This window comes from Aeromonas sp. S13(2024) (assembly GCF_041402405.1).
Classification (GTDB): Bacteria; Pseudomonadota; Gammaproteobacteria; order Enterobacterales; family Aeromonadaceae; genus Aeromonas; species Aeromonas veronii.
This window is the reverse complement of the sequence record NZ_JBGLRA010000008.1, coordinates 86,008-105,502: the sequence shown is the minus strand read 5'-3', so window position 1 is coordinate 105,502 and position 19,495 is coordinate 86,008. Positions and strand designations below refer to the sequence as shown.

At 57.4% G+C, this 19,495-nt stretch carries 22 protein-coding genes and 1 riboswitch; of the genes, 4 read left to right on the top strand and 18 right to left on the bottom strand.

What is annotated here, in order from left to right; translation table 11 throughout:
* Positions 1 to 32 precede the first annotated feature (32 nt).
* A complete protein-coding gene (locus tag ACB042_RS12560) occupies positions 33 to 1,613 on the bottom strand; it encodes a Na+/H+ antiporter NhaC family protein (RefSeq protein WP_144713555.1) in 1,581 nt (526 codons plus the stop codon).
* Positions 1,614 to 1,701: 88 nt separating this feature from the next.
* Positions 1,702 to 1,873, bottom strand: a riboswitch (Lysine riboswitch).
* Between the two features lie 302 nt (positions 1,874 to 2,175).
* On the opposite strand from ACB042_RS12560, the gene ACB042_RS12555 reads away from it, so the two are divergent.
* Positions 2,176 to 2,580 (top strand): H-NS family nucleoid-associated regulatory protein, encoded by a 405-nt coding sequence (locus ACB042_RS12555; RefSeq protein WP_005359895.1) that lies wholly within the window; start codon positions 2,176 to 2,178, stop codon positions 2,578 to 2,580.
* 69 nt (positions 2,581 to 2,649) lie between these two features.
* Here the strand turns inward: ACB042_RS12555 and ACB042_RS12550 are convergent, their stop codons facing one another.
* From ACB042_RS12550 to ACB042_RS12530, 5 genes are all read right to left on the bottom strand, one after another.
* Positions 2,650 to 3,225, bottom strand: a complete 576-nt coding sequence (locus ACB042_RS12550) for a cob(I)yrinic acid a,c-diamide adenosyltransferase (RefSeq protein ID WP_026034843.1) — start codon at positions 3,223 to 3,225, stop codon at positions 2,650 to 2,652.
* Positions 3,222 to 3,452 (bottom strand): DUF3820 family protein, encoded by a 231-nt coding sequence (locus ACB042_RS12545; protein ID WP_005337126.1) that lies wholly within the window; start codon positions 3,450 to 3,452, stop codon positions 3,222 to 3,224. The genes ACB042_RS12550 and ACB042_RS12545 overlap by 4 nt, the downstream gene beginning before the upstream one ends.
* Before the next feature lies 1 nt (position 3,453).
* Positions 3,454 to 4,125 (bottom strand): 7-carboxy-7-deazaguanine synthase QueE, encoded by a 672-nt coding sequence (gene queE, locus ACB042_RS12540; protein ID WP_371178503.1) that lies wholly within the window; start codon positions 4,123 to 4,125, stop codon positions 3,454 to 3,456.
* 61 nt (positions 4,126 to 4,186) lie between these two features.
* Positions 4,187 to 4,894, bottom strand: a complete 708-nt coding sequence (gene queC / locus ACB042_RS12535) for a 7-cyano-7-deazaguanine synthase QueC (protein ID WP_005359893.1) — start codon at positions 4,892 to 4,894, stop codon at positions 4,187 to 4,189.
* Positions 4,895 to 4,914: 20 nt separating this feature from the next.
* Positions 4,915 to 5,538, bottom strand: a complete 624-nt coding sequence (locus ACB042_RS12530) for a tRNA-uridine aminocarboxypropyltransferase (protein WP_139734161.1) — start codon at positions 5,536 to 5,538, stop codon at positions 4,915 to 4,917.
* On the opposite strand from ACB042_RS12530, the gene rrtA reads away from it, so the two are divergent.
* Entirely contained in the window at positions 5,537 to 6,130 is a 594-nt protein-coding gene (gene rrtA / locus ACB042_RS12525) for a rhombosortase (RefSeq protein WP_074042643.1), read from the top strand. The genes ACB042_RS12530 and rrtA overlap by 2 nt on opposite strands.
* On the opposite strand, the gene pyrF is transcribed toward rrtA, so the two are convergent.
* The 6 genes from pyrF to cmk all read right to left on the bottom strand — a co-directional run bounded on the left by pyrF (position 6,105) and on the right by cmk (position 11,278).
* Positions 6,105 to 6,806 carry an orotidine-5'-phosphate decarboxylase gene (gene pyrF, locus ACB042_RS12520; protein ID WP_202002294.1) on the bottom strand — a complete coding sequence of 234 codons (702 nt, stop codon included), beginning with the start codon at positions 6,804 to 6,806 and terminating at the stop codon, positions 6,105 to 6,107. The genes rrtA and pyrF overlap by 26 nt on opposite strands.
* 18 nt (positions 6,807 to 6,824) lie before the next feature.
* Complete coding sequence (gene lapB / locus ACB042_RS12515) at positions 6,825 to 7,991, bottom strand: lipopolysaccharide assembly protein LapB (RefSeq protein ID WP_371178502.1); 1,167 nt, start codon at positions 7,989 to 7,991, stop codon at positions 6,825 to 6,827.
* A gap of 9 nt (positions 7,992 to 8,000) precedes the next feature.
* Positions 8,001 to 8,285 carry a LapA family protein gene (locus tag ACB042_RS12510; RefSeq protein ID WP_005337143.1) on the bottom strand — a complete coding sequence of 95 codons (285 nt, stop codon included), beginning with the start codon at positions 8,283 to 8,285 and terminating at the stop codon, positions 8,001 to 8,003.
* Positions 8,286 to 8,443: 158 nt separating this feature from the next.
* Entirely contained in the window at positions 8,444 to 8,728 is a 285-nt protein-coding gene (gene ihfB / locus ACB042_RS12505) for an integration host factor subunit beta (RefSeq protein ID WP_005299934.1), read from the bottom strand.
* A 92-nt stretch (positions 8,729 to 8,820) separates the two neighbouring features.
* Complete coding sequence (gene rpsA, locus ACB042_RS12500) at positions 8,821 to 10,491, bottom strand: 30S ribosomal protein S1 (protein WP_005337148.1); 1,671 nt, start codon at positions 10,489 to 10,491, stop codon at positions 8,821 to 8,823.
* A gap of 94 nt (positions 10,492 to 10,585) precedes the next feature.
* On the bottom strand, positions 10,586 to 11,278 hold the full coding sequence (gene cmk, locus ACB042_RS12495; protein ID WP_019444698.1) for a (d)CMP kinase: 693 nt from the start codon (positions 11,276 to 11,278) through the stop codon (positions 10,586 to 10,588).
* Positions 11,279 to 11,526: 248 nt separating this feature from the next.
* Between cmk and ribA the strand changes: the two genes are divergently transcribed.
* Positions 11,527 to 12,120 carry a GTP cyclohydrolase II gene (gene ribA, locus ACB042_RS12490; RefSeq protein WP_005337152.1) on the top strand — a complete coding sequence of 198 codons (594 nt, stop codon included), beginning with the start codon at positions 11,527 to 11,529 and terminating at the stop codon, positions 12,118 to 12,120.
* Positions 12,121 to 12,201: 81 nt separating this feature from the next.
* On the opposite strand, the gene ACB042_RS12485 is transcribed toward ribA, so the two are convergent.
* Together ACB042_RS12485 and ACB042_RS12480 are read right to left on the bottom strand one after the other, a co-directional pair.
* A complete protein-coding gene (locus ACB042_RS12485) occupies positions 12,202 to 13,158 on the bottom strand; it encodes a LysR substrate-binding domain-containing protein (RefSeq protein WP_144713563.1) in 957 nt (318 codons plus the stop codon).
* 63 nt (positions 13,159 to 13,221) lie between these two features.
* Entirely contained in the window at positions 13,222 to 14,097 is an 876-nt protein-coding gene (locus ACB042_RS12480) for a LysR family transcriptional regulator (RefSeq protein WP_144713565.1), read from the bottom strand.
* Positions 14,098 to 14,192: 95 nt separating this feature from the next.
* On the opposite strand from ACB042_RS12480, the gene ACB042_RS12475 reads away from it, so the two are divergent.
* Positions 14,193 to 15,416: an MFS transporter gene (locus ACB042_RS12475; protein ID WP_371178501.1), complete on the top strand. Its 1,224-nt coding sequence runs from the start codon at positions 14,193 to 14,195 to the stop codon at positions 15,414 to 15,416.
* Positions 15,417 to 15,558: 142 nt separating this feature from the next.
* Here ACB042_RS12475 and ACB042_RS12470 read toward each other — a convergent pair whose 3' ends face one another.
* The 4 genes from ACB042_RS12470 to ACB042_RS12455 form a co-directional block, all read right to left on the bottom strand.
* Entirely contained in the window at positions 15,559 to 16,113 is a 555-nt protein-coding gene (locus ACB042_RS12470) for a VOC family protein (protein WP_198303949.1), read from the bottom strand.
* Positions 16,107 to 16,871, bottom strand: coding sequence for a hypothetical protein (locus ACB042_RS12465; protein WP_005337161.1), 765 nt, complete (start codon positions 16,869 to 16,871; stop codon positions 16,107 to 16,109). The genes ACB042_RS12470 and ACB042_RS12465 overlap by 7 nt, the downstream gene beginning before the upstream one ends.
* Positions 16,872 to 17,062: 191 nt before the next feature.
* Positions 17,063 to 17,788, bottom strand: coding sequence for an oxygen-insensitive NADPH nitroreductase (gene nfsA, locus ACB042_RS12460; protein ID WP_103251767.1), 726 nt, complete (start codon positions 17,786 to 17,788; stop codon positions 17,063 to 17,065).
* A gap of 71 nt (positions 17,789 to 17,859) precedes the next feature.
* Positions 17,860 to 19,425 carry an AbgT family transporter gene (locus tag ACB042_RS12455; RefSeq protein ID WP_040069319.1) on the bottom strand — a complete coding sequence of 522 codons (1,566 nt, stop codon included), beginning with the start codon at positions 19,423 to 19,425 and terminating at the stop codon, positions 17,860 to 17,862.
* Positions 19,426 to 19,495: the final 70 nt, after the last annotated feature.

The window sequence follows — 19,495 nt, the reverse complement described above, 5'->3', positions numbered from 1 at the left end:
AAGGGGCCCGCGGGCCCCTTGCTCTATAAATGTTACGCGGTGGCCAGCACTGGCCGCGCTTTGGCCTTTTTCAGGTGATAGCCGATAAAGAGCACGAACCAGAGTGCGCTGACACTGAAACCGGCCAGGCTGGAGTGCATCAAGCCCATCGCCAGGTAACCGATGGCCGCGCCGAAGGCGATGGCCAGTGCATAGGGCAGCTGGGTCATCACGTGATCGATGTGGTGGCAACCGGCACCGGTGGCAGAGAGGATGCTGGTGCTGGAGATGGGTGAGCTGTGATCCCCGAACACCGAGCCAGCCAGTACCGCAGCCAGCATCGGCAGCATCAGGCTGATGTCGCTGGCGGCGGCCATGTCACCGGCCAGCGGCAGCATGATGCCGAAGGTACCCCAGCTGGTACCAGTAGCAAACGCCATGGCACAGGAGAGGATAAAGACCACGGCAGGTAGCACTTCGATCGGCAGGTTGCCGTTAGCCAGCGAAGCCAGGTACTTGCCGGTCTCAACGTCGCGCACCACGGCACCTATGGTCCAGGCAAACAGCAGGATGTTGATGGCTGGCAGCATGGCCATGACGCCTTGCGGCGCGGCCTTGATCCAGTTCTTGGCACCCAGCTTCAGGCGCATCGCCAGACCGATGGAGACCACCAGACTGCACAGGGCACCGTAGACCAGCGAAGAGCCGACGTTGGTATTTTCGAACGAGCCGAGCACGCTGAAGGGCAGCCCTTTCTCGCTCAGCACCGCAGCACCGGAATCAATCATGAAATAGATGGTGGCGGCGGTCAGGGTCAGGATCGGCAGTACCATGTCGATCATGCCGCCGTTGCTCTCTTCCGGGCTCTCCATATCCAGACCGATGGGGCGGCCCTTGGACTCATCCCACAGCTTGCCTTCCAGCGCCCACGCTTCGTGTTGACGCATCGGGCCGATGTCGAGTTGGAATGCAATCACCACCAGCACCATGATCAGGGTGAAGACGGCGTAGAGGTTCATCGGGATCATCTCGACAAATGCCGCGATGGGGCTCTGTTCAGTCAGACCGTGTGCCGCCATGATGCCGCCAACCAGAGCGATGATATAGGCGCCCCAAGAGGAGATGGGCATCAGCACGCAGACCGGCGCCGCGGTGGAGTCCAGCAGATAGGCCAGTTTGGCACGGGAGATCTGGAAGCGGTCGGTCACCGGACGGCAGATTGCCCCCACCGACAGGCTGTGGAAGAAGTCATCGATAAAGAAGGCAAACACCATCATGCCAGTCAGGGCTTTGGCGCCCTTGCGGGTCTTGGCACGACGCTCGGCCCACTCGGCAAAGGCACGGGTCGCCCCGGAGACGCTCATCAGGCTGATGAGGCCACCCAGCAGCAGCATAAACAGGATCATGTTGACATTGTCACGATTGAGCGCGCCATCGACCCAGAAGATCTTGAGCACGGTATTCAACATGTAATGCAGGGATTCGAGGGGTGAAAACTGATTGAGCAGCAAACTGCCGGTGACGATGCCCACACCAAGGGACAGCAGCACGCGGCGGGTCATGATCGCCAGCGCGACAGCCAACAGGGGGGGAAGAACGGACCAACCGGAGTCGGCGAAATGACTAATGTCCATGATCTCTTTGCACCTAAAGATTACAGGTGGAGATCTACCGAGAGGATCTAAAGAAACAAAACCTATGGGGAGGTCATACTCCTCAGCCCCTTCAGGTAGCGCTCCATAGTGGATGACTATGGCAGTCCTGCACCTATTAGATGCAGAACCAGCAGCCCGGTATGATGGCCTGGCCACTTCGGCGCTGACTCCTTTCCTTGTGCATCACAGGCATCACCCTCCGCACAAATACTCATAGGCAGCGCGCCTCTACTTAAAGGTATTCGCCGCACATTTTATCGAGATGGCAGCTTATAGCAAGTTTTTTGATTAAATAGTCACGATAAACATATCAAGGTCGTAAAATGGTAGTCAAATGATGCAACAACGCCTGTTTTGACGCTATTTTCACCTACTGCGGTTTCATTGGCATCCAATCACCAAGCCTATTGCTGGCCATATTAAATATCTGTATTGATGTTCCCCACGGATATAATATTTAACCCAGCTTGACTTATTTAAATCACCAAGCAAGAATCAGCTGGAACATAATATTTTTCTCTGACTCGACGTGGTAACTCCTATGAATGAATTTTTAAAGGTACTGCTTAATATCCGCAGTCTGCGTGCGACCTGCCGCGAGCTTTCTCTGGAACAACTGGAAGAGGCACTGGAAAAACTCTCTACTATCGTTGCTGAACGTCAGCAGGATGAAGCTGCCGAGCGTCAGGCCCGTGAAGAGCATCTGCGGAAAATTAACGAATATAGCGAAATGCTGAAAGCCGCCGGTATTGACCCGGCAGAATTGGTAAGCGCTGTCGCTACCAACCCCGGCAAATCAGAAAAAGCCAAGCGGGCGCCACGTCCTGCCAAATATCGCTATCAGGATAATGGCGTAGAGAAAACCTGGACCGGCCAGGGCCGTATGCCTTCGGCTATTGCCAGCGCAGTGGCAGCAGGCAAATCACTGGAAGACTTTGCTATCTGATCTCAATCTCGTTGCTAATAAAAAACCTCGCCAAGGCGAGGTTTTTTATTGCCGCTTAAATGTGACATATCAGATAGCCGATTGCGGGCGATCTGCTGCCTTGACCCACAGCACTTCACGATCTCCTGCCACACAGATGAGATAGCGGGCAACGGTAAAGAACCAGTCACTCATCCGGTTCAGATAGGGCAGCACCTCGGGATTGACCCGCTCTTCCCGGCTCAATGTCAGCAGCAAGCGCTCGCAATGACGCACCAGAGTACGCACCACATGCGCTTGCGCCGCGGCACGGGAACCACCGGGCAATATAAATTGGCGCAGCGGCGGCAATGGCTCACTATAACGATCTATCTGCTGTTCAAGGCGAGTTGTCCAAGCGGCATTAACCTGCCAAATCGATTCATTCTGGGCGTCACTGGAGAATGCCAACTCCCCCCCCAGATCAAACAACTCCTGTTGCAACAGCTGTAAATCAGCCAATAAGCAGAGCTCTTGCGACGGGACGTCACAAATCAGCAAGCCAATATGGGAGTTGAGCTCATCGATATAACCGTAGGTCTCGACCCGCAAATGATCCTTGGGCAACTGGATACCATCGGCCAGCCGGGTCATGCCCTTGTCGCCCTGCCTCGTATATATTCTCATACCGACATCCTGTTAATAATGGGAATAATCATGGATTCGAGTCCATTGAGTTTGATTTCGTAAGCCAACGCCAGCGTCTGGCCCAATTTACCCGCCGGAAAACCGCTGCGCGCCATCCACACCAGATAGGGCTCTGGAATATCGATGATACGCCGCCCCTGATATTTACCGTAAGGCATCTTGTTGGTCAGAGTCAGCAGCACCTGTTCGTCGGATAGCCAATCCATATTAATCAATATCCAGATATTTATGAGTCTGGATTGAGAGTCGCCAGTTACGCGCGATACAGGTATCCATCGCCAATTGGGTGGCCCGTGGTTTCTGGCTGATCGGCTGCAAGGCAATGACCACGCCCGGGCGCAGAGTTGCGGTCGCCAGTAGCGCATCCAGCTCTTCAATATGGTGCTCGGTGGCCACCGGATGCTTGATCTCGTTGGCCCGCTCCAGCGCCGAGACCAGCACAGGCAGCCCCCCTTTCATACCGATCTTGGGGGAGACTGTTACCCAGGTCTGCTCATGAGTCTTGATCTCGCTGGTGCCACTGGTTTCAATCTGCACCTGATAACCCGCCGCCAGCAGGGCTGACGAGAGTTCGTGCAGATCGTAGAGGCAGGGTTCCCCACCGGTGATCACCACATGGCGCGCCTGATAACCCAGATCGTCAAAGCTCTTGATAATCTGCGCGGTGCTAAGTTGGCTCCAACAATCGGATTCGTTGGAGCGATCCAGCACCGCCGCCTTGCCCACTTCACGAGCCGGATCAACAACCCAGGTATGACGGGTATCGCACCAGGGGCAGCCCACCGGGCAACCCTGCAGGCGAACAAAGATGGCGGGCAGGCCGGTAAAGATGCCCTCCCCCTGGATGGTCTGGAAAATCTCGTTGATTGGGTAGTGCATCTCGATCACGGCTTGTTGCAAAAGTCGCGGATTATACCCCAAGCCACGGCAAGACGCAGGCTCACTCTGCGCTTTTCTCGCCCAGCCCGGTTTTCTCAAACAGTCTGGCCATGATGCCCGCCTTGTCGGCCAGATAGTTGTTCAGACCGCGACTGCGCAGTTCACACGCAGGACACGTGCCGCAGCCGTCACCGGCAATGCCGTTGTAGCAGGTCAGGGTCTGCTGGCGCACCGTGTCGAGGTGACCATAGTGATCCGCCAGTGCCCAAGTCTCGGCCTTGTCGAGCCACATCAAGGGAGTTTCAAAACGGATGCCGCGATCCAACCCCAGCGACACCGCCTGATTGAGGGCCTTGACGAACTCGTCACGGCAATCGGGATAGCCGGAGAAGTCGGTCTCGCAGACACCGGTGATCACCGCTTCGGCGCCCACCTGATAGGCATAGATGGAAGCCAGGGTCAGGAACAGGATATTGCGACCCGGCACGAAGGTGTTGGGCAGGCCATTATCCTGCAGCTCGCAGCTGACCGGGATGTCGTCACGGGTCAGGGCAGAGACCGCCAGCTCATTGAGCAGCGTCACATCCATCACCTTGTGGGCGGCGATCCCCAGAGCACTGCCCAGACGACGCGCGGTGTCTATCTCTTCCCGATGGCGCTGGCCATAGTCAAAGGTGATGGCGTGCACTTCATCATACCGGGCCAATGCCTGCACCAGACAAGTAGTGCTGTCCTGACCGCCGCTGAAAACCACGACTGCTTTTTTCATCTTGATAACTCCTTGAATTGTCACGCGCGGCGGCCTTCGGCAAAGTCCTGCCACTGGGTATTCAACCGATTGAACAGGGTCAGCAAGGGCGTATAGCGCTCCGGCCTCCCCTCCCACCGGGACAAGAGGTGATAGCCCGCCTCTATGGTAGAGAGGGCATCGGGAAAGGGTTTCTTGCGAATGGCATATTGACCGGCAATGGCACCAATGCCGATGCGGGGCAAGCGGGCCAGTGCCGGGTTGCTCTGCAACATGCGATAGGCTTTGCGCCAGGTGCCGTCAAGCAAGATAAAGGCGACTGATGCGGAGCCAGAGGATTCACTCTCCCACTGCTGGCGAAGATCGGTCAGCGAAATGGCATCCTCATCCGGCCAGAGCAAATAATAACGACGGGATTGGTCAGCCAGCAGCACATTGAGCCACTCATCGCGGGAAAAGTCCTCCCCCACATGGATCTCGCACTGTTGCAAAGAGGCCGCCAGCAGCGCCGCAGTCCCCTTGGGATGTGCCACCTCGTTGGGGTGCTGCAAGATGTAGAGGGGCGTGTGATTGTCAACCGGCACAATATAATCGCACAGGCAGGCTTTGAGGGCTCGGGTGCAACGTGTACAGTATCGACTGTTCTTGTCGTTGGACTGTTTCATGTTGTCAGACAAATCTGGATTGCTCTGGGTTATCACGCTCTCTCTCACCAGCTTGCTACTCTTCTTTACCGTTCCCAATCTTCAGCTCTCCTTCGATCGGCCCTTGATCGCCGGGGGCGAAGGGTGGCGGATCATAACAGGCAATCTGGCTCATACCAATCTGTGGCACCTGCTGCTCAATCTGGGCGGCCTCGCCATCCTCTATAGCCTGTTTCGCGACTATCTGGGTGGGGCTCGCCTGCCGCTGCTGATGTTGCTGCTCTGGCTGGCAGTGGGCTTGGGGATCTGGTGGTGGTGCCCGCAGACCCAGTGGTACATGGGACTATCCGGCTCGCTGCATGGTCTGTTTGTCTGGGGGGCAATGCAGGATATCCGCCACGGACGCCGCACGTCGGGCTGGCTACTGTTGGCAGGGATGGGGCTCAAGCTGGCGATGGACTTCTACAACGCAGGAGAGAGTCCGATCTCCACCCTGATCAATGCCAGGGTACACATCGGCTCTCATCTTATCGGGGCCGGTGCAGGCCTGTTGCTCGGCCTGCACCGCGTATCACTGAGTGAGCCTGTTACGCACCAGCCAGCTCGGCATTGATGCTGGCCAGCATGGCGGCCGGATCGGCAGCCTGCGTAATGGGGCGACCGATAACCAGATAATCGGCCCCCGCCTCGACCGCCGCTTTCGGTGTCATCACCCGGCGCTGATCCCCGGCCGCTGAACCGGTCGGGCGAATACCCGGGGTCACCAGCTTGAAATCTTCGCCCAGCAAGGCTTTCAACTCATGGGCCTCGTTGGCAGAGCAGACCACCCCATCCAGACCGGATGTTTTGGTCAAGGTAGCCAGCCGGATCACCTGCTCGGCGGGGCTTACATCCAGACCAAGAGGGATCATGTCGGACTGCTCCATACTGGTCAGCACGGTCACGCCGATAAGCAGGGGGGCCTTGTCGCCATAAGGCAGTAGCGCCTCTTTGGCGGCACGCATCATCCGCTCACCACCACTGGCATGCACGTTGACCATCCAGACACCGAGCTCGGCACTGGCTGCCACGGCTTTGGCAACGGTATTGGGAATATCGTGAAACTTCAGATCCAGAAAGACATCGAATCCCTTGGCCACCAGCTGGCGTACAAACTGCGGGCCAAACAGGGTAAACATCTCCTTGCCTACCTTGAGACGGCACTGGGCCGGAGAGATACGTTCAACGAACGCTAAGGCATCTGCCTCGTGCTGATAATCCAGCGCTACCAGTACTTTGGGATCTTGCATCTCACATCCTATTGCTTGTTATTCACCGTCCAGACCACGGATCGGCTTGATGGAACCCCAATGGCGACAAGACGGGCACTGCCAGAACAGCGAGTGAGTGGCAAAGCCGCACTGCCGACACTTGTGGGTTGACTTGATTTTGATCTGCTCGCCGACCAGCTGTTGCAGAAGCTCGAGGCTCTCCTTGGCAGGCCCCTCCTCCGCACTGGCCAGTTGAAAACCCACCAACTGGTAAAAACCTTTCATCGACGGATGACGACGCAGCTGACGCAGCACCAGCGAACGGGCCTGACTCAGGCCATCACGCTCTTCAACCAGCTTGGCAAGGGCCAGGGTCACGCTGACACCGGCGTGATCTTCCACTGCCTTCTCAAGCAGTGGGATCAACGCAGGCGTGCGCCCCAACTGCTGATAGCACTCGAGCAATTTGGGCATTGCCTCGGAGGCAAAGTCGATATCCTGCTCGAACACCCGCAGCAGCTCCTTGCTGGCCTGCTCATACTCCCCCTCTGCCATGGCGAGCTCAGCGAGGCGCAAACTGGCCCGGGCACATGCCGGATTGATACTGAGCGCCCGTTTGAGCTTGGCCAGCCCCTCCCCTTTATTGCCCTCACGCAACGCGATATCGGCTTGTTCGCAATAGAAATGGGAGATGGGGTCGGCCAGCTTCTTGCCCTGGAATTTTTGCAGACGAACCGCCACATCGATGGCCTTATCCCAGTCCCGCAACTGCTGATGGATGATCAACAGCTGTGCCAGCGCCGTCTCTTCATAGTCGCTGTCATCACACAGCTCATTCCAGAGCGCTTCAGCACGGTCGAGCAGACCGGCAGCCAAAAAGTCGCGCGCCAGCTCCTGCAGGGCAAGCTGTCGCTGCTCCCGGGTCAGTTGGCGGGTTACCAGGTTCTGGTGGATCTTGATGGCACGATCGACCTCCCCACGCTGGCGAAACAGGTTGCCGAGGGAGAGGTGTGTTTCGATGGTTTCACTGTCTACCTCAAGCAGTTGGATAAAGAGATCCACCGCCTTGTCGGATTCATCGGACAGCAAATAGTTGAGGCCCGCCACATACTGGCGGGAAAACTGGTTACTCTGTTTTTGGGTGTCCTGGCGAACACTCCTGCGACCCATGTACCAGCCATAACCGGCGGCGATGGGCAACAGCAGGAAAAGCAGTTCAAGCATTGAGGAACATTATTCCTTACCCGGTGACCGGGCCAGCTCCAACTCGCGGGATTGACGACGCATGGTGCGGTTGAGGGTGCGGTTTTGCATTTTCAGGCGCAGGAACAGCAGGCCGAATACCAGCCAGCCCAGCAAAAAACCGCCAGCGAAGAAGAAGCCCAACAGCATGGCAAGCGAAAACTCCCCCTGAGCGATCAGGTAATTGAACTGAACCAGCTGGCCATTTTGTGAGCCCAGCGCCAGGGTCAGAACAAACACCAGCACCAGCGGAATGAGGGCCAAAATACGCTTCATAAGAGCTCCCTGTCAGTATCTAATGAGAGGCTGATTATCCTTAAAATCGCAGGCAGACTCTAGAGTGAATGGGAAAAGAGTTTAAGAAACAAGACGATTGGCACAGGAATCTGCGCTAAAAAGAAAAAAGGCATACCCGAGGTATGCCCATTTCTGCATTATTCAATGATGTTGACGCGCTCGCGCAACTCTTTGCCAGGTTTGAAGTGCGGGACATATTTCCCGGTCAGTTCAACCTTGTCCCCAGTCTTGGGGTTGCGGCCCACACGGGGCGCACGATAGTGCAGTGAAAAACTGCCAAATCCGCGGATTTCAATCCGGTCGCCGTTTTGCAAGGTCGACGCCATCTGCTCAAGGATCTCCTTGATGGCGGCTTCGACATCCTTGGCCGGCATATGCATGCGGCTGGCTGCCAGTTGTTCGATGAGATCTGATTTGGTCATAACGTTAAATCTCCTTCCCCGATCACATGCAATATTCATTTTGCCAGGATAAAAAAGGGCGGCGCAATGCCGCCCTTTTCTTGCATCAAGGATTACTCACCCTTGGCGGCTTTGAACGCTTCCATCATAGCATTGCTGAACACAACTTCTTCTTGCTGGTTCAGGTTATCGATAGCAACACGCTCATCAGCCTCGTCCTTAGCACGGACAGACAGGCTTACGGTGCGGTTCTTACGATCAACGCCCATGAATTTAGCTTCAACTTCGTCACCAACAGACAGCACCAGAGTGGCGTCTTCTACGCGGTCACGAGCAGCGTCGGAGGCACGCAGGTAGCCTTCTACGCCGTCAGCCAGTTCGATAACGGCACCTTTGGCATCAACCTCGGTAACCTTACCCTTCACGATAGCACCTTTCTTGTTGTCAGCCAGGTACTTGTTGAACGGGTCTTCTTCGATCTGCTTGACACCCAGGGAGATGCGCTCACGCTCCGGATCCACTTGCAGAACAACGGCTTCGATCTCGTCGCCTTTCTTGAATTCACGCACAGCTTCTTCGCCCTGGTTGTTCCAGGAGATGTCAGACAGGTGAACCAGGCCGTCGATGCCGCCATCCAGACCGATGAAGATACCGAAGTCAGTGATGGACTTGATCTTGCCGGAAACACGGTCGCCTTTGGCGTGAGTTTCGGCAAACAGCTGCCACGGGTTGGATTTGCACTGCTTCAGACCCAGGGAGATACGACGACGCTCTTCGTCGATGTCCAGAACCATCACGTCAACCACGTCGCCAACGTTAACAACTTTGGACGGGTGGATGTTCTTGTTGGTCCAATCCATCTCGGATACGTGTACCAGGCCTTCAACGCCTTCTTCGATTTCAACGAAGCAGCCGTAGTCGGTCAGGTTGGTCACGCGGCCAGACAGACGGGTGGTCTCCGGGTAACGCTTGGCGATAGCAACCCAGGGATCTTCGCCCAGCTGCTTCAGACCCAGGGATACACGGGTACGCTCGCGGTCGAACTTCAGAACCTTGACAGCGATCTCGTCGCCAACGTTGACGATTTCGGAAGGATGCTTAACGCGCTTCCACGCCATGTCGGTGATGTGCAGCAGGCCGTCAACACCGCCCAGATCTACGAATGCACCGTAGTCGGTCAGGTTCTTGACGATACCCTTAACTTCTTGACCTTCTTGCAGGTTAGCCAGCAGGCTTTCGCGCTCGGAGGTGTTCTCGGTCTCGATCACGGCACGACGGGAAACAACAACGTTGTTGCGCTTCTGGTCCAGCTTGATGACTTTGAACTCGAGTTCTTTGTTTTCCAGGTGAGCGGTGTCACGGATCGGACGCACGTCAACCAGAGAACCCGGCAGGAAGGCACGGATGCCGTTCAGTTCAACGGTGAAACCACCCTTGACCTTGCCGTTGATGATACCGATAACGGTAGCTTGCTCTTCGTAAGCCTTCTCAAGCTGCAGCCAGGCTTCGTGGCGCTTGGCTTTTTCGCGGGACAGCTTGGTTTCGCCGAAACCATCTTCGATAGAGTCCAGAGCCACGTCAACGGTGTCGCCGACGTTGATTTCCAGCTCGCCCATGGCGTTCTTGAATTCTTCAGCCGGGATAGCGGACTCGGATTTCAGACCGGCGTCAACCAGTACGAAACCGTTCTCGATAGCAACGACAGTACCCTTGACGATGGAACCTTGACGGGTTTCAACGGCGTTCAGGGACTCTTCAAAGAGTTGAGCAAAAGATTCGATCATTGTTTATGTCACAAATGAAACATCCACTTGCAATCCGGCACAAGCGGGGCTGTTTTAAATAATCTGCGCCATCCTTGGTGCAGACGACCGGATGTCAGCTTGCGCTGGCATCACCAAGTTGTTGCTCTGCATAAGCGAGTACTGTTGCCAGCACTTCATCTATGGTCATGGCGGTAGAGTCTACCACCAGAGCATCTTCTGCCGGTTTCAGGGGTGCAGTAGCGCGATTTCTGTCGCGATCGTCACGTTCCCGAATCTCGGTTAAAAGACGCTCAAAGTTAACATCAAAGCCCTTATCTTGCAACTGCTTATAGCGACGCTGGGCCCGTTCTTCGGCACTGGCGTCGAGGAAAATCTTCACCTCGGCCTCGGGGAAAACAACTGTACCCATGTCACGACCATCGGCGATCAGACCCGGGGCCTGACGAAATGCACGCTGACGGCGCAGCAAGGCTTCGCGCACCCGGGGGAAGGCGGCGATTTTACTGGCAGCATTACCCACTTCTTCGGTGCGGATGGTGCGGGAGACATCTTCCCCTTCCAGGATTACCTTGACCAGATCGCCCTCAACCTGAAATTGCACATCCAGATTGGCAGCCAGCGGCACCAGTGAGGCTTCACTGTCCAGCTCTACATCGTGATGCAGGGCGGCCAGGGACAACACCCGATAGATGGCGCCCGAGTCCAGCAAGTGCCAACCCAGCTTCTCAGCAAGCAGCTGACACAAGGTGCCTTTACCTGCACCACTGGGGCCATCAATTGTCATTACGGGGGCCATCTGAGGCATAACTTCTCTCCTGCACTGTGTTGCTCCCATCCCGAAGGGGTGGGTTAATGGGCGCCGATTATACCCGAATGTGGTGAGCCTGGCAGTCATCAATCCGCACAAAGGGCCAAAACCCCGCCGGACAGCTGTGCTTGTATCTCATTTGGAGATTTCATTAAGCAATGCAGGGACTTGTTCTTATGGTCGTTCCTGACAAGGCGCGCTAAACTGGCCCCCTTTTTTGAGCCGTTAGTAGTAAGGAGCAACCTATGAGCAGCGTTACCCTCGTGGCCAAATCCAAATTGCCAACCCCCTGGGGCACCTTCACGCTGGTAGGTTTTCAGGAAACCGGCACAGGCAAAGATCACGCCGCACTGGTGATGGGCGACATTACCGGTGAAGAGCCCGTGCTGGGCCGGATCCACTCAGAGTGCCTGACCGGCGACGCCCTGTTCAGCCTGCGTTGTGACTGCGGTTTCCAGTTGCAGGCGGCCATGGAAAATATCGCCAAAGCCGGTCGTGGCGTGTTGCTGTATGTGCGTCAAGAGGGCCGTGGCATCGGCTTGCTCAACAAGATCCGCGCCTATCACCTGCAGGATCAGGGGGCCGATACCGTGGAGGCCAACGTAGCCCTTGGTTTCGCCGCCGATATGCGCGACTACACCATCTGCGCCGATATGCTCAAGCAGCTTGAGGTCAAGTCTCTCAAACTGATGACCAACAACCCGCGCAAGATGAAAGCCATGGAATCCTTCGGTATTCCGGTGGCCGAACGGGTTCCGTTGCAGGAAGGACGCAATCCCCACAACGAGTTCTATCTGTCGACCAAGGCCAACAAGCTGGATCATATGCTGAAGAAGTGAGCCTGCATTGACGAATGCCAGATAGTCAAACGCCTCCCATTGGGAGGCGTTTTTCTTGGGATGACCACACATCAACCCAAGCTATCTAAGTGGCACGGTCAGATTGGCCAACAGTTCTTCAAGCTCTTCGCCAGTGCGGGCAGCACAGTATTGTTCGACCCGCTCGCGGGTCAATTGCGGCGCGAGACGTTCAATCAGATCGTAGAGATAGCCGCATAAAAATGCCCCTCTGCGCAACCCGATAGTGGCCACACCGCCTGGTAGCCAGGGCGCCGTTTTGAGCACCAGATCGCCATCGCGCTGGGGCTCCCAAGCAAAAGTTGCCATCACCCCGATGCCCATCCCTTGTCTGACATAGGTCTTGAGCACATCGCTGTCGCTCGCACAGCAGGCGATCCGGCTCTCGGCATGAGCGCAATCAGTGCCATGTGCAGCAGAGAGAGCCCTTCCGTCAGTCACCAGCGCAAACTCCACCAGTTCGGCCGGGGTCAGCGAGGTTGCTTTGGCCAACGGATGATCCTTGGGCAGCACCAAGCCCCGTTGCCACTGAAAAGAGGGGAGCATGAGCAGATCGCTCCCCTCCTCCGGTTCATCCGCCAGCAGCAGCTCGGCAGCGCCATCATGCACGGCTACGCGGCACTGCACCGCACTCCCCTGCATCACAGTTACGGCAACTTTGGGGAAGCGGGCCATAAAACCCTTGAGGATGGTGGGCAAAATATAGCGAGCTTGCAGATGAGTGGCGGCAATGGTGAGGGTTCCCTGCTCCGGATGCACATGCTGCCTGGCCATCACCTTGATGGTGGCCACCTTGTCCAGCACCTCCGCGGCCACTTTGATCACGTCCCGACCTATGGGGGTGATCTGGGTCAGGTGTTTGCCGCTGCGCTCGAAGATCTGGATCCCCAGCTCATCCTCCAGCATCCGCACCTGTTTGCTGATCCCGGGCTGGGAGGTAAAGAGGCTCTCGGCGGTGGCCGACAGATTCAGCCTGTGGTTCGCCACCTCGACGATATAGCGCAATTGCTGCAATTTCATGGTGTAGCCCTCAAGCGAACCCACCGTTAATAGTAACAAACTTTCAGCAATGACCCGCCGCCATCAGGCCGGGCGATCCTTGAGTAGGAAATCGCGCAAGGCACGGTTGGCCATGGAGAGCGGATCACCACGCCGCCACGCCACACAGAGGTCGAGGTAGATGGGTGGGTCGAAGGGCACGCCACTCAGATCCGGCTCCTCTTCCAGCACCATCCGCAAGAAGGTGGTCACCGCAAAGCCTTGCCGCACCACCGCCTTGAGCAGAGGGATAAGATTGCTCTCGAAGGCGATATCGGGTTCAACGCCCAGGCTCTGGGCCAGCGCCTCCATATGCTCCCGGTGGTAAAAACCACGGCGAAACAGCGCCAGCTCCTGAGCGAAAAACTGCGAGAGGGTGACGGCCGGTTTGCCTCGCAAGGGGTGATCGTCCCCCACCACCATCAACATCTCTTCGCTCAGCAGATGTGCCCCCTCGATGGCGGGGGGGAGATCACTGGTGATGAGAATGGCCAGATCGAGGGAGCCATCCACCATCCGGCTGAGCAGCTCACGGGTGCCGGCCTCTTCGACCCGGATCTTGAGGCCGGGATAGCGATGCTTGAAGGCCATCAGACGAGGGGGGAAATAGTAGGAGCCCATCATGTAGGGGATCCCGATCCGCACTTCCCCCCGCTCCAGCCCCTTGAGCTCGGCCATCTCGGCCTCGGCCTGATGCATCTGCAGCAACAAGCGCTCGGCATGGCGACAGAGCACCTCTCCCTCCGGGGTGAGCCGTACCGCCCGGTCCTGTCGATCAAACAGCCGCAATTCGAGCTGCTGCTCCAGCTTGGCGATGGCCATGCTGATGGCCGGCTGTGCCACATGCAGACTGTTGGCTGCCTTGGTAAATGAGCCGGCATCCCTGACCGCCAGCAGATAGGTGAGCTGTTTCAGATCCATGTATCAATTCATATTATGAGATGGATAACTTAAATATATTATATTTATAACCGCAAGGACTCTACCCTGACCAAAAGTAGTCAGGACAATACGCAATGATTGAAGTTGGAAGTCGCGAGTGGATACGTGCAACCCTGGCCCTCAGCCTGGGCTCTTTTCTGGTGTTTCTGAACCTCTACCAGACCCATCCCCTGTTACCCCTGATTGCCGAGGTCTTCTCGGTCAACTCCCTCTCGGCCAGCTGGACCCTGGCAGGATGCACTGCTGGCCTCGCCGCCTCACTGCTGATCTGCGCCAGACTGGCGGATCGCCATGGCCGTCGGCAGGTCATGCTGGGTACCCTCACCCTGGCGATCCTGCTCTCACTGTTGATCCCGATGGTTGAGCAGTTTGGCACCCTGCTGCTGCTACGCATCCTGCAGGGCGCGCTGCTGGCAGGGCTGCCCGCGACCGCGATTGCCTATATGGGGGAAGAGTTCAGCAAACGGGCGCTCCTCTCGGCGGTGGGGGTCTATATTGCCGCCAACTCCCTCGGTGGCATTGCCGGTCGGGTGGTCGGCGGTCTGTTGGCGGGCTGGTTTGGCGACTGGCAGCATACCTTTCTGGGGATTGGTGTGATCAGCCTGTCACTGCTGCCGCTGGTCTTCTGGCTGCTGCCCCATCAGACCCGCTTTGTGGCGAGCGCCCCCGTTCGCGGCCAATTTGCTCGCGCCTTGCAACAACACCTGACCAATCCCTTGCTGGTAGGGGCCTATCTGATTGGCGGCCTCAACTTTATGGTGTTTCTGAACCAGTTCAGCTACCTCACCTTCTTGCTGGCCAAGCCCCCCTTCTCCCTGCCCACCCAGTGGCTCGGCATGCTGTTTCTCACCTATCTCTCGGGAACGGTGGCCTCCTCTCTGAGCGGTCGCTTTGCCAATCGCTGGGGGGCACAACGCATGCTGCTGGTCGGGATCGCGCTGATGGCCATCGGCAGTCTGTGGCTGCTGCAAGCTAGCCTACTCGGGATCCTGAGTGGCTTGCTGATCTCCAGCTTCGGCTTTTTCCTGGCACACGCCTGCGCCAGTGCCTGGGTCGGTCATCATGTCGAACACAACCGGGCCCTCGCCTCCTCCCTCTATCTGGTGGCCTACTATCTGGGGGCGAGTCTGGGTGGACTTTACCTGCACCCGTTCTGGGAGCAAGGCGAGCTGGGCGGTCTGGTCATGGGAATTGAACTGGTCCTCATCCTGACGGCGGGCTTGAGCCTCTGGCTCGGCCGTCTCAAGCAGCGAAGCCAATCGCCACTGCCCGCCCAGCACCCCCACCGACACCGGTAACAGGCTCAGCGCAAACAGGGTCACCAACGAGCAGATGGCGCTCTCGCAACCCAGCACCGCCAGATAACAAAAGGGGTCACACCGGTGACCCCTTTTGCTGCGTTATTCAAGAGCCTGTCAGGCCCGCACATTGAGCGCAGGATCACTCCTGCTCGAAATAATCCGCAGGCACCGCGACCACAGCACCGGTCACCACCTCTTCGGCGATCACCTCAGCCAGCGAGCGCAGATGAAACTTGATCTGTCCGGAAGGCAACATCAGGCCAATATCGGGGTTGCGGATATCCTGCATGTTGCCCGTTTTGAATGGCAGCTCGGGATAGCGCGCTACCAGATCTTGCAGTGAAGTGACCACCAGCTCGATATGTTCCAGCCCCGCCTGATGGACGCGACCCGGTTTCGGTGCAGCCAGCTCGATACAGGGTACCTGTACCTCACCAGCCAACAGCGGCTGATGCAACTGATAAGTCGCAATAGGGCGCCCGCCAATCATACCCTCCACCAGCAAGGTACCTGCCTCAGCCAGCACAGCACATCGCGCGCGGTACTCCTGCAGGGTAGCCGCCCGATAACAGAGGTGATCGACCGTTGGCCGGGAAATGGTGACGCCAGTGGCGGCCAGTTCGGCCAACAGCTGAGAAACAAATGGGGCCATTGGCCCCAGTGTGGAATCGAGTGGGTGGGACATGCTTACCATTTCTTCTTGGGTTGAAACAGGACATCGAGCTCGTCGGCTTCCTTGTCCTTGATGTTTTGCAGATCCTGCGCGCTATTTTGCTGCTGCAGCTCTTCAAGCTCCTTGAGCCCCTGACGCATATCTTCTTCACGGGCCAGCAGATAGGGATCCTTGTCGCCCACGCTCGCCATGGCAGAGAGTCCCTTGGTATAGAGCTGGCGGCATGTACCATATTGGCCCTGAATGCGGGCATCCATCGCCCGCTTGACCAGATTGGAGATGTTGATCTTGAGCTGCATCAGCTCGAGGCGGCGCTCTTCCTGGGCAAACCCCTGAGGGTCAATCTTGCCCTTGTTGTGCTCGACCCGCAGCACGGCCCGCATCTTCTTGACCAGCTGCAGCATCTGGATCGCCTGACGATCGGACTCCGGGGTCTTGAACTGACCCTCATCCTGCACGCTGTAGTTCTCCTGCACATTCTTGATCTGGGTCTGTACATCAACGATGCGCTGCTTGATCTGATTGTTCGGCATCACCTGGGCGATGGCGCGATAGGCATCGAGGATCCGGTGCTGCAACAGCAACACCATGTTCTTGGAGAAAGGCACCAGATTGACGTTCAGCAACACCTCTTCGGTCTCGTCAGCCACCGTCTTGTGTCTGGCAACGGCGTGACGCTTGTCCGCCTCTGCCTTCTGCTTATATTGCTGCACCACGTTATAGGCGATAACCAAAAACAGGAGTGCGCCAATAGACAGCAATACCAAAGTTAAAATCATAGGATGTCCAAACCCCTGTTCCTATCCAATTGCGTGATCCTACAACAGCTTACCCACTTAAGGTAGCCTGCAGATCCCCCCTTGCCCACGATTTGTCACCAAGCTGTGCCCCCGGTCTCAGGGAGAGATTGCAGGATCAGGGGATGATGACCATGACGGTCACCTCCCCATAGTATCGCCCATCAGCGCCATTACTTGAGGTTAAAGCCCCGCGATTGCAGGAAGCCCAGCATGAAAGGGCGGGACTCCTTGCCCAGAATGGCGCGGATCTGGCCGCTCCAGGTCTGCTGTTTGTTGTTGCTGCTGCGAGCCTGATAGTAGTCCGCGATCTGCTGATCGTACTGGGCCAGCAGGTCGCGATCCAACTCGTGCTGGTAGCGCTCCTGATGCACCACCAATCCCCTGGGCAGACGGGGTTTCTGTTCCGGCTGCTGGGCAGGATGACCAAGGCAGAGGCCAAACAGCGGGATCACCTGATGGGGCAAGCCGAGCAGTTCGCTCACCTCGGCCGGATGGTTGCGAATGCCGCCGATATAGACCCCGCCCAGCCCCAGCGACTGCGCCGCCAGCAAGGCGTTTTGCGCCATCAGGGCGCCGTCGATGGCTCCGATCAGCAACTGCTCCGCATAGCCGGTCTGGGCCTCGGGCACGATCTGGGTGTGGCGGTGGTAATCGGCGCAGAACACCAGAAACTCGGCCGCCTGCACCACATAGGGTTGATTGCCCGCCAGCATGGCCAACTGCTGACGCGCCTCGGGCTCGCAGACTCGCACAATACTGGTCACCTGCAAAAAGCTCGAGGTCGAGGCGGACTGGGCGGCGGAGAGAATGGCATCCAGCTGCTGCGGGGCGATCGGCTCGGCAGTGAACTGACGAATGGAGCGATGGGAAAGGATAAGATCGATGGTCTGATTCATGGCACCTCCAAAATGAGGTAACACCATAGCGAAAAAAACGAGGGAGCCCAAGGCTCCCTCGCACACCCAGCTTAAGGGGCCGGATAGACGTAAGGGGCTTGCAACCCGAGCGGGAAGCCGAGCGCCCAGTAGAGCAGCAGGAAAATCGTCCAGCTCACCAGGAAGGCCAGCGAGTAGGGCAGCATCATGGAGACCAGGGTACCGATCCCGGTGCTCTTCACATACTGCTGGCAATAGACCACCACCAGCGGGAAGAAGACCATCAGCGGGGTGATGATGTTGGAAGCAGAATCCCCGACCCGATAGGCCGCCTGGGTCAGCTCGGGGGAGATCCCCACCGCCATCAGCATGGGTACCAGGATCGGGCTGATCAGCGCCCACTTGGCGGAGGCCGAGCCGACTACCAGATTGACGGTGGCGGTGAGCAGGATCATCCCGACGATGGTCACTTCACCGGGCAGCGCCAGCGCATGGAGCACTTCGGCACCGGAGAGGGCCAGCAGGGTGCCCAGGTTGGAGTCACCAAACGCCTTGATAAAGAGCGCGCAGAAGAAGGCCATCACCATGTAGGAGCCCATCTTGTTCATGGTGGCCGACATGGCATCGATCACATCCTTGCCACTCTTGAAGCTACCTGCGACAAAGCCGTAGACAATCCCAGGCAGGATAAAGAGCAGGAAGATGAGCGGCACTATGGACTTCATCACCGGCGCGGCGAAGGTGGTCAGGGAGCCATCGGCAGCACGCAGCGGTGAATCGCTCGGGGAGAGCGCCAGCGCCAGCAGCACGATAGCCGCCAGCATGGCAAACCCGGCCCAGTTGAAGGCCCGGCTCTCTTGCGCGCTGTAGCGCCCCATCTCGTCGGCACTCTCCAGATCCTCGTTGAGCGCCACATGCTTGAGGCGCGGCTCCACCACCTTTTCGGTGACGAACCAGCCGACGCAGATGATCAGCAACGAAGAGGCACCGGTAAAGATGATGTTGCACAGGGTGTTGACCATGTAGTCAGGATCGAGCAACTGAGCGGCGGACTGGGTAAAACCCTGCAGCAGCGCATCCCCGCCGGAGGGCAGGAAGTTGGCGGCAAAACCGCCGGAGACACCGGCAAAGGCAGCTGCGATCCCCGCCAGCGGATGGCGTCCGGCAGCGTGGAAGATGATGCCACCGATGGGGATCACCAGCACATAACCCGCATCTGCGGCGGTGTGGCTGACGATCGCTACAAGGATCAGCATGGGAGTGAGAAAACGTGCAGGCGTCACTTTCAGCAACTTTTTCAGACCGGTATTGATAAAACCGGACTGCTCGGCCACCCCGACCCCGAGCATGGCCACCAGCACGATCCCGAGCGGGGCAAAGCCGGTAAAGGTGGTCACCATGGTGGAGAGAAACTCGGCCAGACCGGCACCGGTCAGCAGGTTGTTGACCACTACCGCCTCCCCGGTACGGGGGTTGACCAGATCAAACTGGAATTGTGACAACACCCAGGAGCCGACCCAGACGATCAGCAAGGCGTAGAGGAACAGCATGGCGGGGTCGGGTAATTTGTTCCCGGCTTTCTCGACGCCATTGAGGAAACGGTTCAGCCAACCTTTGGGAGGGCTGGCCGGACGGTCATTGACAGCAGCATGACTCATTATTGCGATACTCCTTTCCCTAGAAACGAGGTCGCATGCTAGCAATTCCAGTCAATCCGTCTCATGACCG

What these genes read in the sequence shown, in the direction of transcription:
- ACB042_RS12560 (WP_144713555.1), bottom strand. Translation starts at nt 1,613, where the DNA reads ATGGACATTAGTCATTTCGCCGACTCCGGTTGGTCCGTTCTTCCCCCC.
- ACB042_RS12555 (WP_005359895.1), top strand. Translation starts at nt 2,176, where the DNA reads ATGAATGAATTTTTAAAGGTACTGCTTAATATCCGCAGTCTGCGTGCG.
- ACB042_RS12550 (WP_026034843.1), bottom strand. Translation starts at nt 3,225, where the DNA reads ATGAGAATATATACGAGGCAGGGCGACAAGGGCATGACCCGGCTGGCC.
- ACB042_RS12545 (WP_005337126.1), bottom strand. Translation starts at nt 3,452, where the DNA reads ATGGATTGGCTATCCGACGAACAGGTGCTGCTGACTCTGACCAACAAG.
- queE (WP_371178503.1), bottom strand. Translation starts at nt 4,125, where the DNA reads ATGCACTACCCAATCAACGAGATTTTCCAGACCATCCAGGGGGAGGGC.
- queC (WP_005359893.1), bottom strand. Translation starts at nt 4,894, where the DNA reads ATGAAAAAAGCAGTCGTGGTTTTCAGCGGCGGTCAGGACAGCACTACT.
- rrtA (WP_074042643.1), top strand. Translation starts at nt 5,537, where the DNA reads ATGTTGTCAGACAAATCTGGATTGCTCTGGGTTATCACGCTCTCTCTC.
- ACB042_RS12530 (WP_139734161.1), bottom strand. Translation starts at nt 5,538, where the DNA reads ATGAAACAGTCCAACGACAAGAACAGTCGATACTGTACACGTTGCACC.
- pyrF (WP_202002294.1), bottom strand. Translation starts at nt 6,806, where the DNA reads ATGCAAGATCCCAAAGTACTGGTAGCGCTGGATTATCAGCACGAGGCA.
- lapB (WP_371178502.1), bottom strand. Translation starts at nt 7,991, where the DNA reads ATGCTTGAACTGCTTTTCCTGCTGTTGCCCATCGCCGCCGGTTATGGC.
- ACB042_RS12510 (WP_005337143.1), bottom strand. Translation starts at nt 8,285, where the DNA reads ATGAAGCGTATTTTGGCCCTCATTCCGCTGGTGCTGGTGTTTGTTCTG.
- ihfB (WP_005299934.1), bottom strand. Translation starts at nt 8,728, where the DNA reads ATGACCAAATCAGATCTCATCGAACAACTGGCAGCCAGCCGCATGCAT.
- rpsA (WP_005337148.1), bottom strand. Translation starts at nt 10,491, where the DNA reads ATGATCGAATCTTTTGCTCAACTCTTTGAAGAGTCCCTGAACGCCGTT.
- cmk (WP_019444698.1), bottom strand. Translation starts at nt 11,278, where the DNA reads ATGCCTCAGATGGCCCCCGTAATGACAATTGATGGCCCCAGTGGTGCA.
- ribA (WP_005337152.1), top strand. Translation starts at nt 11,527, where the DNA reads ATGAGCAGCGTTACCCTCGTGGCCAAATCCAAATTGCCAACCCCCTGG.
- ACB042_RS12485 (WP_144713563.1), bottom strand. Translation starts at nt 13,158, where the DNA reads ATGAAATTGCAGCAATTGCGCTATATCGTCGAGGTGGCGAACCACAGG.
- ACB042_RS12480 (WP_144713565.1), bottom strand. Translation starts at nt 14,097, where the DNA reads ATGGATCTGAAACAGCTCACCTATCTGCTGGCGGTCAGGGATGCCGGC.
- ACB042_RS12475 (WP_371178501.1), top strand. Translation starts at nt 14,193, where the DNA reads ATGATTGAAGTTGGAAGTCGCGAGTGGATACGTGCAACCCTGGCCCTC.
- ACB042_RS12470 (WP_198303949.1), bottom strand. Translation starts at nt 16,113, where the DNA reads ATGGTAAGCATGTCCCACCCACTCGATTCCACACTGGGGCCAATGGCC.
- ACB042_RS12465 (WP_005337161.1), bottom strand. Translation starts at nt 16,871, where the DNA reads ATGATTTTAACTTTGGTATTGCTGTCTATTGGCGCACTCCTGTTTTTG.
- nfsA (WP_103251767.1), bottom strand. Translation starts at nt 17,788, where the DNA reads ATGAATCAGACCATCGATCTTATCCTTTCCCATCGCTCCATTCGTCAG.
- ACB042_RS12455 (WP_040069319.1), bottom strand. Translation starts at nt 19,425, where the DNA reads ATGAGTCATGCTGCTGTCAATGACCGTCCGGCCAGCCCTCCCAAAGGT.